The organism is Sphingomonas sp. S2-65, assembly GCF_021513175.1.
In the GTDB taxonomy this organism is placed as follows: Bacteria; Pseudomonadota; Alphaproteobacteria; order Sphingomonadales; family Sphingomonadaceae; genus Sphingomonas.
The window spans coordinates 1591155-1603353 of sequence record NZ_CP090953.1; the positions used below are offsets into that span (position 1 = coordinate 1591155).

Below are 12199 nucleotides of genomic sequence, written 5' to 3' on the forward strand. Positions count from 1 at the left end.
TCAGGCTTGGACGCGGTGGATGAACGCTTGCACGATCACCTCGAAACGCTCGGGATCGTCAAACGCGCGCGCGACGAGCATCGCCCCATAGACGGCCGCCATGAACGTTTCCGCCTCCACTGCGGGCGACGCGTCCAGCTTCATCGTGCCCTGCTCTACGCCTAGCGAGAGCACATGCTCGAGCCACCTCGCGAGATCGATGAAGTGCCCGCGTACCGACGTCGCGATTTCCGGCGGCAGGCTGGGCAGCTCCGCGGCAAGCACAGCGGCGAGGCAGAACGGCGCGGTCTGGTCTTTTATGCAGCGTTCCCAATATCCCGTATAAGTCAGAAGCTGCTCCATCGCGATCGGTGAGCCTTGCTCGAGCGCCGCGATCTGCGCCCGGATCGCCAGGCGGCCCTGCTCGACCACCCTCACCACCAGATCTACCTTCGACGGAAAGTGGTGGTGGATGCTGGCCTTGCGGATACCGAAGCGCTCCGCGAGATCAGCATAGCTGAACCCGTTATATCCGCCGCGCATGATGAGCCGGGCAGCCTCTCCCACGAGCTTTCCCGCAGTCTCACTCAACACAACCGCCATCTGAACCTACCTTCCGGTAGGTCCATATGTTCTCGGCAGCGCCCATTGCAACGCACCGTGAGCGGAATCCCGGACTCGCCCTCCAAAGCGCCTTGACGAATGATCTACCTACCAACTAGTAGGTTGGCATCTTAGGAGATACATGATGCAACGATCCACGGCCACAGGCTACGCAGCTTCCGAAGCGTCCAACTGGCTCAAGCGCTATTACTTCCTCCGGTTCGCAGTGGCAGCGATCTGGGTCGCCATGGCCTTCACGGTCGCAAAAGAATCGCAGCTCCTCGCCGCCGTCCTGCTCGCCGCCTATCCCGCATGGGACGCAGTCGCGAACATCCTCGATGCACGCCGCAGCGGCGGATTATCCCGTAACAAGAGCCAGTCGCTGAACGTCCTCGTCAGCCTGGTGACCGCAGCTGCGGTCGGCGTGGCGCTCGGCCACAGCCTCAATGCGGTTCTCGCCATATATGGCGTGTGGGCGGCACTGGCAGGCCTGTTCCAACTCGCGACCGCAATAGGGCGCTGGCGGCGCTTCGGTGCGCAGTGGGTCATGATCCTCAGCGGCGCCCAGTCGGCGCTCGCCGGCATCTTCTTCATCAAGATGTCCGGCGGCAACGCCCCGGTCGGCATCGTCAACGTCGCGCCCTATGCGGCGTTCGGTGCCTTCTACTTCCTGGTATCGGCAATCTGGCTGGTGGTCGCCGACGTCCGCCGTGGCGGCGATCGAGCGCCCGCTTGAGTTCCTCGGCCGCCAGTCAGCGGGCGGCGCCGGGCCTCAGCCCAGCGCCGCCTTCAGCTTGGCGAAGAACCCGGTCGAATCCGGGCACTCCTCGCCGGTTTCGGTTGCACGGAATTCCTCCAGCAGCTCGCGCTGGCGCGCGGTCAGCTTGGTCGGCATCTCGACGGTCAGCTGCACCACCAAGTCGCCACGGCCGCGCCCCTGCAGGACCGGCATGCCGACTCCGCGCTGACGCACTTCGCGGCCCGACTGCGTGCCCGGCAGGATCTTCACGACATGCTGTTCGCCGTCGAGGCCCGGCAGGGTGATCTCGCCACCCAGCGCCGCGGTGGTGAAGCTGATCGGCGCGCGCGCGTACAGCGTGGTGCCCTCGCGCTCGAAGATCGCGTGCTTCTTGACGTGCAGGAAGATGTACAGGTCGCCCGCCGGCGCCCCGCGTGCGCCCGCCTCGCCCTCGCCGGTCAGGCGGATGCGCGTGCCTTCGTCGACACCGGGCGGCACGTTGATGCTCAGCGTCTTGGTCTTGTCGGTACGCCCTTCGCCGCGGCAGTCGCGGCACGGATCGGCGATGACCTGGCCGGCGCCGTGGCAGACCGGGCAGGTCCGCTCGACCATGAAGAAGCCCTGCTGCGCGCGCACCTTGCCATGGCCGTTGCACTGCTGACAGGTCTTGGCCTGGGTGCCCGGGTTCGCGCCCGATCCGGTGCAGGTTTCGCACACGGCGGAGACATCGACGGTGATCTCGGTATTCTTGCCGTGGAAGGCGTCTTCCAGCGTGATGTCCATGTCGTAGCGCAGATCGGCACCACGCAGGTTGGTGCGGCCGCCCCCGCGTCCGCCCATGAACTCGCCGAACACGCTTTCGAAGATGTCGCTGAACCCGCTAAAGTCCTGCGCGCCGCCGCCGGGACCGCCGCCCTGCTTGAACGCGGCATGGCCGAAGCGGTCATACGCCGCGCGCTTCTGCGGGTCCTTCAGGCAGTCATAGGCTTCGCTGATCGCCTTGAACTTGGCCTCGGAGTCGGTGCACCCCTGATTCTTGTCGGGATGGTACTTCATCGCGAGCTTGCGATAGGACGACTTGATCGTCGCCGCGTCCGCGGTGCGCTCGCATTCGAGCAGCTCGTAATAATCGACTTCGGTGGTCATCTTAAAAGCCCTCTCCCCTCCGGGGAGAGGGTTGGGAGAGGGGCAGTCCGATCACGATCGAACCACTCCGTTTACCCCACTCCCCCTCTCCCCGACCCTCTCCCCGGAGGGGAGAGGGAGGGGCGTTTCGTTACGCCTTGTTGTCGTCCACCTCGGAGAATTCGGCGTCGACGACTTCTTCGCCGCCAGCCTCGTTCCCCGCAGCCGCGCCCGCATTCGGCGAGGCATTCTCGGCCGACTGCTTCTCGTAAATCGCCTGACCCAGCTTCATCGCCACCTGGGCGAGGTTCTGTGCCTTGGCCTGCATCTCGTCGGCGTCGCCGCCTTCGATCGCAGTCTTCGTCTCGGCAACCGCGGCCTCGATCTCGCCCTTCAGCGAAGCATCGACCTTGTCGCCATTTTCCTGAAGCTGGCGCTCGGTGGTGTGCACCAGGCTCTCGGCATTGTTCTTGGCCTCGGCCGCAGCACGCCGCTTCTTGTCCTCTTCGGCGAAGCTCTCGGCGTCGCGGACCATCTGCTCGATGTCGTTGTCGCTGAGGCCACCCGAGGCCTGGATGCGGATCTGCTGCTCCTTGCCGGTGCCCTTGTCCTTGGCCGACACGTTGACCAGGCCGTTGGCGTCGATGTCGAAGGTCACTTCGATCTGCGGCACGCCGCGCGGTGCGGGCGGAATGCCGATCAGGTCGAACTGGCCGAGCATCTTGTTGTCGGCCGCCATTTCACGCTCGCCCTGGAAGACGCGGATCGTCACTGCCTGCTGATTGTCATCGGCAGTCGAATAGACCTGCGACTTCTTGGTCGGGATCGTGGTGTTGCGGTCGATCATGCGAGTGAACACGCCACCCAGCGTCTCGATGCCGAGCGACAGCGGAGTCACGTCGAGCAGCAGCACGTCCTTGACGTCGCCCTGAAGCACGCCCGCCTGGATCGCAGCACCGATCGCCACGACTTCGTCGGGGTTCACGCCGGTGTGCGGCTCCTTGCCGAAGAAGCTCTTCACGATGTCGCGGACCTTGGGCATGCGGGTCATGCCACCCACCAGCACCACTTCGTCGATCGCGTCCGCCTTCAGGCCCGCATCGGCCAGCGCCTTGCGGCACGGCTCCAGCGTGCGCTGGATCAGGTCGTCGACCAGGCGCTCGAGTTCGGCGCGGTTGATCGACTTCACCAGGTGCTTCGGCCCATTGGCGTCGGCGGTGATGAAGGGCAGGTTCACTTCGGTGGTCTGCGCCGAGGAAAGCTCGATCTTCGCCTTTTCGGCGGCTTCCTTCAGCCGCTGCAGCGCCAGCTTGTCCTTGGTGAGGTCGATGCCCTCGGCCTTGCGGAACTCGTCGGCCAGATACTGAACGATCTTGGAGTCGAAGTCCTCGCCACCCAGGAAGGTGTCGCCGTTGGTCGCCTTCACTTCGAACACGCCGTCGCCGATTTCCAGCACGGAGATGTCGAAGGTACCGCCGCCAAGGTCATAGACCGCGATGGTCTTGTTGCTGTCCTTGTCGAGGCCATAGGCAAGCGCAGCCGCGGTCGGCTCGTTGATGATGCGCAGCACTTCCAGGCCAGCGATCTTGCCGGCGTCCTTGGTCGCCTGGCGCTGGGCGTCGTTGAAGTACGCCGGAACCGTGATGACAGCCTGGCTGACGGTCTCGCCCAGATAGCTCTCGGCGGTTTCCTTCATCTTCTGCAGGATGAACGCCGAGATCTGCGACGGGCTATACTCTTCGCCGCCCGCCTTCACCCAGGCGTCGCCGTTCGGGCCGCGCGCGATCGCATAGGGCACCAGTTCGGTGTCCTTCTTGGTCACGGGATCGTCGAAGCGGCGGCCGATCAGGCGCTTCACTGCGAAGATCGTGTTGTCGCCGTTGGTCACTGCCTGGCGCTTGGCCGGCTGGCCGATCAGACGCTCGCCATCCTTGGCGAAGGCGACGATCGACGGGGTGGTACGTGCACCTTCCGCATTCTCGATGACCTTGGGCTTGCCGCCCTCCATCACCGCAACGCAGCTGTTGGTCGTCCCCAGATCGATACCGATTACTTTAGCCATGGTCCCTCAGTGGCCCCCAGTTTGAAAAATGATAAACGCGTGGTTCTCGGCGGCCCTTTTTTAGGCGCCGCAGGGAACCGTTTCCGGCGAGGGATATAGGTGGCCGCGCGCTTGCCGCAAGACGGACAAGATTCTACGACCCTCCCGAATTGGGAGTCAGCCGGATGCGCGCACTTGTCGGGATCGTTGCGGGAGCGTCGCTGCTCTGTGCCTGTCAGCAGAAGCCTGCCGAGCCGGTGTTGGAAAAGGCCTGGGCCAGGCTGCCCGCCGTCGCCGGCCGTCCCGGCGCGGCATATTTCACGCTGACCGGCGGCCGCCAGGCCGACAAGGTCGTACAAATATCGTCCAGCGCCGCCGGCCGTGCCGAACTGCACGAGACGGTGAAGCAGGACGGCGTCAACGCGATGCGGCCGCTTGGGGAACTCGCCTTGGGCGTCAACGAGAGCGTCGTATTCGCGCCGGGCGGCAAGCATGTGATGCTGTTCGACCTCGCGCCGACGGTGAAGCCGGGCGACCGGATCCCCCTGGTCGTAACGTTCGCCAGCGGCAAGCGGGTGGAGGCGCCGGCCCAGGTCGTCGGTGCGGGCGACCCGCAGCCCTGAGCGGCGCCCGCTCAGTCGAAGCGGTTGTACGCGGGCGGGTCGCTTGCCGGGAAGGACTCGTCCGAGCCCTCGTCGACGCAGTCCCAGACATCGTCCTCGCCTTCGTCCCGCATCGCGCCTGGCCCTGCGTCGCGGGTCTGGTCGAAGCTGCCCTTCACCGCACCCGATTGGGCGAAGGCGGCGGGCGTGATCTCCTCGCCTTCCTCCACGCGGCGCAGATAGCGGCCCAGCAGGAACGCGCCGGCGACCGCGGCGGCAACGCCGAACACTGCCCCGCCGCTTATTCCGATCTTGCGTTTGTTCCCCTGCATCATGCTCTCCAGAATAGGTTCTCGTGACCTGAAACGTGCCGGGCCCTTCCCGGCTGCATCGCCATCTCGCAATTTGTTCGTCCCGCTTGTCCGCCGCCGCCGCGCCGCTATCCTCCGCGTCCGGGGGAGTGCACCATGCCGCAGACGATCGACCGTTTCCGTTCCTCGACCGCCGGGTGGCTGCGCGGGTCGCTTGCCGGCTGGGGCACCCTGCTGCTACTGCTCGCCAGCTTCGTCGCGAGCTTCTATTTCCTGGCGCAGGGCACCTTGCAAGGCACCGCGCTTCTCGCGCCCGCCCTGCTTGCCGCCGCGCTCGGCATTATCGCCGCGAAGTGGCTGACCAATCTTGCTATCGCCTATGAGGTCACCGACGACCGGCTGATCCTCCACAGCGGCATCGTGATGAAGTCGATCGACGAGATCGAGCTTTACCGGGTCAAGGACGTGCGGATCGACTTTTCGATCATCAACCAGGCGGCCGACATCGGCACGATCACGCTCTGCTCGTCGGACGAGACCACGCGCGACCAGCCGCTGGTGATGCGGGACATCCCGCGCGCCCGCGCCCGCCGCGAGAAGCTGCGCACCCTGGTAAATGCCGCCCGCCAAAGCCGCGGCGTCCGCGAGATCGACTTGGCCGACGAGGACCTAGCCCCGCGCTGAGCGCAGCGCGCGCAAGTCGATCCCGAGCCGCTTGACCCGGTAGTAGAAGGTCTTGCGCGGGAGCCCCAGCGCCTCGATCGCAGCCCCGATCTCGCCTTGCGCAGCAGAGACCGCCTCGAGGATCGCCGCGCGCTCGAACGCGTCCAGCCGATCGGGCAGCGAGCCGAGCCCCGCCTGTCCATTCTCGCCTTCTTCCAGCCCCAGGCAGATCCGCTCGGTGGTCTTTTCCAGCTCCAGCACGTTGCCCGGCCAGTCTCGCGCGGCAAGCCGGTGCGCATGATCGGCCAGACTGGTGAGCGTGCAGCCATGCTGCTCGGCAGCGCGCGCGGCGAAATGGGCGAACAGCAGCGGAATGTCGGCGGCCCGCTCAGCCAGCGGCGGCATCCGCACGGGCACCCCGGCGAGCAAGTGGAACAGCGCCGGTGACACGCGGCTCCGAGTGCCTTCCTCGATCGAGGCGATGATCCGCACATCCACCGGATCCGGGTCCCGCGTCTCCAGTCCCACGACCCGCGCCTCCGCCATTCGGGCGAGCCGGTTCTGGAGGTCGGTGCCGGCCAGGCCGAGATTGTCGAGAAACAGCGTACCGCGATGCGCGCGCTGGACCACGCCGCCCCGCGCGAACAGCTCGCGTTCGACCAGTTCAGCGGGCACCGTCGCGCAGTCGATCTTGAGGAAGCGGTGCCGCGACCGTCGCCCTGCCCGGTGAACCAGGCGGGCAAAATGCTCCTTGCCCGTCCCCAATTCGCCTTCGATCACCAGGTCGAGCGCGGCGTCGGCGAGCATCGGGATCATGCCGCGCAGCCGCCGGATCACCGGAGTCTCCCCGACCAGTGCCTCGCCCGCCTGAGCGTCGGCCATTGCCCGCAGCTCGCGATTTTCCAGAGTAAGCGCCCGCGCTCTTGCGGCACGGGTGACCGCGGCGAGCAGTGCCCCCGGGTCGAACGGTTTGGTCAGGAAGTCCCACGCGCCTGCCTTGATCGCGCCGACCGCCATCTCGACATCGCCGTGCCCGGTGATCAACACGACCGGCAGCTCCGGATCCCGCGCATGCAAGGTACCGAACAGCTCGATCCCGGACATGCCGGGCATGCGCACATCGGTGACGACGACTCCCGCAAAGTCCGCGGGGATGCCCGCCAGGGCACTCGCGGCGTCGATGAACTGGCAGACCTCGAACCCGTTCAGCGAGAGCAGCTGCGCGGTGGCGGCACGCAAATCCTCGTCATCGTCCACCAGCGCGACTAGCGGCATTCGATCGGTGGCGTTCATGCCCGCCGCATCCCGATCTCGAACCGGGCGCCTTGGCCTGATGGCAGGAGTTTAAGCCAGCCGCCAAGTTCGATCATGATGTCCTGCGAGATCACCAGCCCCAGTCCCAGCCCCTTGTCGCGGCTGGTGACAAACGGCGTAAACAGCCGCGCGGCGACACTCTCGGCGACGCCTGAGCCGGTATCGGAGACGGCCAGGCGGACATGCTCGGCATCCTCGGCAAGGGTCAGCGTGATTCGCCGCTCCGCGCAGTCGACCAGCGCCTCCAGCGCGTTCTGGAGCAGGTTCACCAGCACCTGCTCCAACCGCACCTTGCCACCGATCACCGCGAGCCCAGGCGGGATCGCGGGCAGTTCCAGCGTCACGCTGCGCAATTGCTCCTTCAGGATCAGCAGCGCGCCGCCGATCACGTCGGCGACCGGCACGGGCCGCATCTCGCCGGCTTGCCGCCGCGAAAAGCCGCGCAGCTCAGCCGTTACCGAACCGATGCGATCCGCCAGGCGGCCGATCGCCTTCAGGTTCGCGCGCACTTCTTCGGTAGCGCCGCGGTCGAGCAGAGTCTCGCTGGTCTGGGCGTAGGTCCGCACCGCTGCCACGGGCTGCGCGGTCTCGTGCGCGACGCTGGCGGTGATCTGGCCCAGCGAAGCGAGCCGATTGGCTTGGCGCAACGCTTCGCGCAGATCGGCGGCGCGCGCCTCGCTATCGGCGCGTTCGTCCATTTCACGGCGCAGATCGGCGGTACGCTGGGCGACCGCGTCTTCCAGCTCGGCGGTGCGCCGGCGTGCCAGCGTGACGCGCTGGCGCAGCGTCCAGGCCAACGCCGATAGCGCAAGCACCGCCAGGCCCGCGCTCAAGCCGGCGGCGCGCCGTGCGCTCTTGACCGCGGCGCCCGCTGGCTGGAGCAGGCTGAGCCGCCATCCCGGCTGCGACGTCGCCACTTCCTGCGCGACGAAGCGCTCCCCGCTGTCGGCGAGCACGCCGTCCTCGCCTGTCAGCGGCAGCGGCGACAACGCCCCACGCGGCACCCGCGTATCCGCGCGGAAGCGTGTCGCGTCGGAAAGCGACAGCGGCAGGCTTGCCGCGAACCGCCATTTCGGCCGGCTGGTGACCAGCACGACTCCCAGCGGATTGCGGACGAAGGTGATTCCCCCGGCGCGCGCCCATTCCTGTTCGATCCGGTCGAATTCGAGTTTGACGACGATCACCCCGCCCGCCGCGGTGCGCCGCGCAAGGTACAGGCCCGGCCGCCGGCTAACCGTGCCCAGCGCATATTGGCTGGCCTCGCCGCGCACCCGCGCCTCGCGGAAATAGGGGCGGAAACGGTAGTCCATGCCCTTGAAGCTCTCCGCCGAGCGCCAGTTGCTGGCGGACAAAGCGAACCCCCGGGGCGAGATCACATAGATGGCCGCCGCGCGAGTCACGCCGGCCAGCAGCTCGAGCTTGCGGTCGAGCGCCGCCTGCGCTTCCGGTGTGCCCCGCACCGCCGCGATCACGTCGCGGTCGTCGGCAAGCGTCAGCGGCAGCAGCCGGAACCGCGCGACTTCGCTGTCGAGCAGCGCCGCTCTCAGCCGCGCATCGGTGGCCGCCTGCACGCGCAGATCGTCGAGAACGCGGTTGCCGGCGAGGTGACTGGCGGCAAGCACTGCGAGAATGCCGAGAACCACCGTGCCCAGCACCCAGCGCCACCCGCGCGATTGTCCGTCGAACCGCATCGACTCAGCGTAGCAGCGCGGCTGCCATGTGCAAGATTTGACACTTTGCTGGCCGCCGCTGTCCCGAACCTGGCACACAGCATCTTCCCGGCAAACTGCCGAGTACCCAATAAATAATTGATTTATAACAGCTTTATAATAGCGAAAAAATCTGGATACGCCCGCACCGCGAGCCGTTCCAATATCCTGCTCCTGCCTTTCCCGCTCACTCAGAAGGCGGTCGGGGTCACGAGAGGATGAAGGCAATGACAACCATTCCCTATCAAGCCGAGCCGGGGGCGGAGATGCCGGCGCAGCGGCCCTGGTACCGCCACCTCTACCTCCAGGTGCTGATCGCGATCGCCGCCGGCGTGCTGCTCGGCCATTTCGCGCCTTCCACCGGCGAAGCGCTCAAGCCGCTGGGTGACGCCTTCATCAAGCTGGTGAAGATGATCATCGCTCCGGTGATCTTCCTCACCATCGTCACCGGCATCGCCAGCATGCGCGACCTCGCCTCGGTCGGCCGTGTCGCGGGCAAGGCTTTCGCTTATTTTCTGTTCTTCTCGACGCTGGCGCTGATCGTCGGACTGATCGTCGCCAATGTCGTCCGCCCGGGCGCCGGACTCAACATCGACCCTGCGACGCTCGACACGTCGAAGGTAGCGGCCTTTGCCGAAAAAGCGCACGAAACCACGCTCACCGGCTTCCTGATGGGGATCATCCCCGACAGCTTCCTCTCGGGCCTGACCGAGGGCAATATCCTCCAGACTTTGTTCATCGCGATCCTGTTCGGCATCGGCCTTGCGCTGATCGGCGATCGCGGCAACCGCATCGCCGACGCGCTCGAGGATCTCTCGCTCGCCGTGTTCAAGGTGGTGGCGATCCTGATGAAGGTCGCGCCGATCGGCGCATTCGGCGCAATGGCCTTCACCATCGGCGCATACGGCGTCGGCACGCTGGCCAACCTCGTCGCGCTGGTTGCCACCTTCTACCTCACTTCGATCCTGTTCGTGGTGGTGGTGCTCGGCCTTGTCGCGCGCTGGGCCGGCTTCTCGATCTTCCGCCTGATCGGCTATCTCAAGGCCGAGCTGCTGCTCGTGCTCGGCACGTCGAGTTCGGAAAGCGCGCTGCCCAGCCTGATGGAAAAGATGGAGCGCGCGGGCTGCCCCAAGTCCATTGTCGGCCTGGTCGTGCCGACCGGCTATTCGTTCAACCTCGACGGCACCAACATCTACATGACGCTGGCCGCGCTGTTCATCGCCCAGTCGTGCAATGTCGACTTGACGCTTGGCCAGCAACTGCTGCTGCTCGGCGTGGCGATGTTGTCGTCCAAGGGCGCGGCGGGCGTCACCGGGGCGGGCTTCATCACGCTTGCCGCCACCCTCTCGATCGTCCCGAGCGTGCCGGTCGCGGGCATGGCGCTGATCCTCGGCGTCGACCGCTTCATGTCCGAATGCCGAAGCCTGACCAACTTCATCGGCAACGCCGTTGCCACCGTGGTGGTGTCGCGCTGGGAAGGCCGCCTGGACAAGGAACAATTCCGTCTCGCGCTCGCCGGCAAGAGCCCGCGCGTCGACCAGATGGCGGCCGACGCCGTGCCCGCCGAATGACGACCATGACCATCCTCAAGACTTCGCCTGTCCTAGCGGCCCTGATCGCCGCCAGCGCCGCCTCGGCCCAAACCGCGGCGGGTACGCAGGAGAACGCCAACCCGACCGCCGCGTCGCCCGCTGCCGAATCCTATCCGGCGGCGGCGTCGGGCGACGGCGTGACTTCCGGCGGCTACAACCAGTCGCGCTGGGCGGAGGATTGGACGCGCTTCCGCGATCCCGCCAAGATCGACGATCCCATAGACCGGCTCAAGTACATCCCTCTCGCCGCTGATGGCGATGTGTACCTGACGCTGTCCGGCGAGCTTCGCCTGCGCGCCAACCACACCACCAACCCCAATCTGCGCGAGAGCGAAGCCCAGCACCAGGACATCAACCGCATCGTCGCAGGCGCCGACCTCCATCTGGGCGAGCATGTCCGCTTCTACGGCGAACTTGCGCATGGCGGCCTGTCTGGGCTGAACCTCGGCACCAAGGCAGCCAACCTGTCGAACGATCTCGCTATCCAGCAATCGTTCGTCGACCTCACCGGAACGCTGGGCAGTGTCGATCTCGGCCTACGCTATGGCCGCCAGGCCTTCGCCGACGGCCCCAATTTGCTGGTGGTCCCACGCGACAACAACACGATCTTCTTCACCTTCAACGGCGTGCGCGCCTGGGCGCAGAGCCCCACCGCACGCGTCGACCTGTTCGACTTCAAGCCCACCGAATATGGCAATGCGGGCCTGGGCGACGACCGTATCGAGGATGAGCGCCGCTTCTCGGGCATCTCAGCGGGTTTCGTGCTGCCCGAAACCCTGCTCGGCGGATCGAAGCTGTACCTGGATCCCTTCGTGTGGCGGCTGCGCGACAACGATGCCAGCTGGGGCGGCACCAGCGCGCGCGAAGTCCGCAAATTCTATGGACTGCACTTCTGGGGCGATGTTGGGCCGGTCAATCTCGACTGGACGATCAACAAGCAGGGCGGTCAGTTCGACGGCCGCGACATCGACGCCTGGCTGATCCTGCTCGCCCAGACCTATCGCCTCGGCAAGGACCGCAGCGCGCCGCGCGTCGGCTTCCATGTCGATTATGCCAGCGGCGGCGGCGCCTATGGCACCGGCAAGCTGCGCACTGCGCTCGCCCCCTTCGGCAACAACGTCTATTACAGCTACCAGCTGTTCGCGACCCCGACCAACCTGGTCGCCTTCGCGCCCAATGTCAGCTTCCAGCCAGTACCCAAGGTCCGCGCCACCCTCGAATACCAGTTCTCGTGGCGCGATACCGCCAGCGACGCGGTCTACCGAGCCAACGGCACCGCCTTTGCCGGCACCCAGAACGTCGCCGACCGCAAGATCGCCGAGACCGCGCGCGCCCAGATCGTCTGGACGCTCTCGCCGCGCGTGAGCTTCACCGGCCGCTACGAGCATCTCATGGCAGGCCCCTCCCTCAAGCAGGCCGGCTATCGCAGCTCCGACTTCGTCGCAGGCTGGCTGAGTTTCCGGTTCTGAAGATCCCTCGAGAGGTATGACGTGCGTATTGATGTGAAGGACGAGCCCGCGG

The 12199-nt window shown here is 66.3% G+C and carries 11 protein-coding genes; 5 read left to right on the forward strand and 6 right to left on the reverse strand.

Annotated features, from left to right (window positions below; genetic code table 11):
• On the reverse strand, positions 1–582 hold the full coding sequence (locus tag LZ586_RS07465) for a TetR/AcrR family transcriptional regulator (RefSeq protein ID WP_235079180.1): 582 nt from the start codon (positions 580–582) through the stop codon (positions 1–3).
• A gap of 142 nt (positions 583–724) precedes the next feature.
• On the opposite strand from LZ586_RS07465, the gene LZ586_RS07470 reads away from it, so the two are divergent.
• Positions 725–1318, forward strand: coding sequence for a DUF308 domain-containing protein (locus LZ586_RS07470; protein ID WP_235079181.1), 594 nt, complete (start codon positions 725–727; stop codon positions 1316–1318).
• A 36-nt stretch (positions 1319–1354) separates the two neighbouring features.
• Here LZ586_RS07470 and dnaJ read toward each other — a convergent pair whose 3' ends face one another.
• Positions 1355–2467, reverse strand: coding sequence for a molecular chaperone DnaJ (gene dnaJ, locus LZ586_RS07475; RefSeq protein ID WP_235079183.1), 1113 nt, complete (start codon positions 2465–2467; stop codon positions 1355–1357).
• 130 nt (positions 2468–2597) lie between these two features.
• Positions 2598–4508 (reverse strand): molecular chaperone DnaK, encoded by a 1911-nt coding sequence (gene dnaK / locus LZ586_RS07480; RefSeq protein WP_235079185.1) that lies wholly within the window; start codon positions 4506–4508, stop codon positions 2598–2600.
• 164 nt (positions 4509–4672) lie between these two features.
• On the opposite strand from dnaK, the gene LZ586_RS07485 reads away from it, so the two are divergent.
• Positions 4673–5110: a copper chaperone PCu(A)C gene (locus tag LZ586_RS07485; protein ID WP_235079186.1), complete on the forward strand. Its 438-nt coding sequence runs from the start codon at positions 4673–4675 to the stop codon at positions 5108–5110.
• Between the two features lie 11 nt (positions 5111–5121).
• Here the strand turns inward: LZ586_RS07485 and LZ586_RS07490 are convergent, their stop codons facing one another.
• Positions 5122–5424 carry a hypothetical protein gene (locus tag LZ586_RS07490; protein ID WP_235079188.1) on the reverse strand — a complete coding sequence of 101 codons (303 nt, stop codon included), beginning with the start codon at positions 5422–5424 and terminating at the stop codon, positions 5122–5124.
• A gap of 132 nt (positions 5425–5556) precedes the next feature.
• On the opposite strand from LZ586_RS07490, the gene LZ586_RS07495 reads away from it, so the two are divergent.
• The gene (locus LZ586_RS07495; RefSeq protein ID WP_235079189.1) at positions 5557–6084 is read left to right on the forward strand and encodes a PH domain-containing protein; all 528 of its coding nucleotides are present in this window, start codon (positions 5557–5559) and stop codon (positions 6082–6084) included.
• Here LZ586_RS07495 and LZ586_RS07500 read toward each other — a convergent pair.
• Together LZ586_RS07500 and LZ586_RS07505 are read right to left on the reverse strand one after the other, a co-directional pair.
• Positions 6070–7356, reverse strand: coding sequence for a sigma-54-dependent transcriptional regulator (locus tag LZ586_RS07500; RefSeq protein WP_235079191.1), 1287 nt, complete (start codon positions 7354–7356; stop codon positions 6070–6072). The genes LZ586_RS07495 and LZ586_RS07500 overlap by 15 nt on opposite strands.
• A complete protein-coding gene (locus LZ586_RS07505) occupies positions 7353–9068 on the reverse strand; it encodes a sensor histidine kinase (protein WP_235079193.1) in 1716 nt (571 codons plus the stop codon). The genes LZ586_RS07500 and LZ586_RS07505 overlap by 4 nt, the downstream gene beginning before the upstream one ends.
• Before the next feature lie 245 nt (positions 9069–9313).
• Between LZ586_RS07505 and LZ586_RS07510 the strand changes: the two genes are divergently transcribed.
• Entirely contained in the window at positions 9314–10657 is a 1344-nt protein-coding gene (locus tag LZ586_RS07510) for a dicarboxylate/amino acid:cation symporter (protein ID WP_319938050.1), read from the forward strand.
• Positions 10654–12147, forward strand: a complete 1494-nt coding sequence (locus tag LZ586_RS07515) for an alginate export family protein (RefSeq protein WP_235079195.1) — start codon at positions 10654–10656, stop codon at positions 12145–12147. Before LZ586_RS07510 ends, LZ586_RS07515 begins: the two co-directional genes overlap by 4 nt.
• The last annotated feature ends 52 nt before the right edge of the window (positions 12148–12199 follow it).

Excerpts from the sequence above, each read along its gene's own strand:
- LZ586_RS07465 (WP_235079180.1), bottom strand. The coding sequence starts at position 582 with ATGGCGGTTGTGTTGAGTGAGACTGCGGGAAAGCTCGTGGGAGAGGCT.
- LZ586_RS07470 (WP_235079181.1), top strand. The coding sequence starts at position 725 with ATGATGCAACGATCCACGGCCACAGGCTACGCAGCTTCCGAAGCGTCC.
- dnaJ (WP_235079183.1), bottom strand. The coding sequence starts at position 2,467 with ATGACCACCGAAGTCGATTATTACGAGCTGCTCGAATGCGAGCGCACC.
- dnaK (WP_235079185.1), bottom strand. The coding sequence starts at position 4,508 with ATGGCTAAAGTAATCGGTATCGATCTGGGGACGACCAACAGCTGCGTT.
- LZ586_RS07485 (WP_235079186.1), top strand. The coding sequence starts at position 4,673 with ATGCGCGCACTTGTCGGGATCGTTGCGGGAGCGTCGCTGCTCTGTGCC.
- LZ586_RS07490 (WP_235079188.1), bottom strand. The coding sequence starts at position 5,424 with ATGATGCAGGGGAACAAACGCAAGATCGGAATAAGCGGCGGGGCAGTG.
- LZ586_RS07495 (WP_235079189.1), top strand. The coding sequence starts at position 5,557 with ATGCCGCAGACGATCGACCGTTTCCGTTCCTCGACCGCCGGGTGGCTG.
- LZ586_RS07500 (WP_235079191.1), bottom strand. The coding sequence starts at position 7,356 with ATGAACGCCACCGATCGAATGCCGCTAGTCGCGCTGGTGGACGATGAC.
- LZ586_RS07505 (WP_235079193.1), bottom strand. The coding sequence starts at position 9,068 with ATGCGGTTCGACGGACAATCGCGCGGGTGGCGCTGGGTGCTGGGCACG.
- LZ586_RS07510 (WP_319938050.1), top strand. The coding sequence starts at position 9,314 with ATGACAACCATTCCCTATCAAGCCGAGCCGGGGGCGGAGATGCCGGCG.
- LZ586_RS07515 (WP_235079195.1), top strand. The coding sequence starts at position 10,654 with ATGACGACCATGACCATCCTCAAGACTTCGCCTGTCCTAGCGGCCCTG.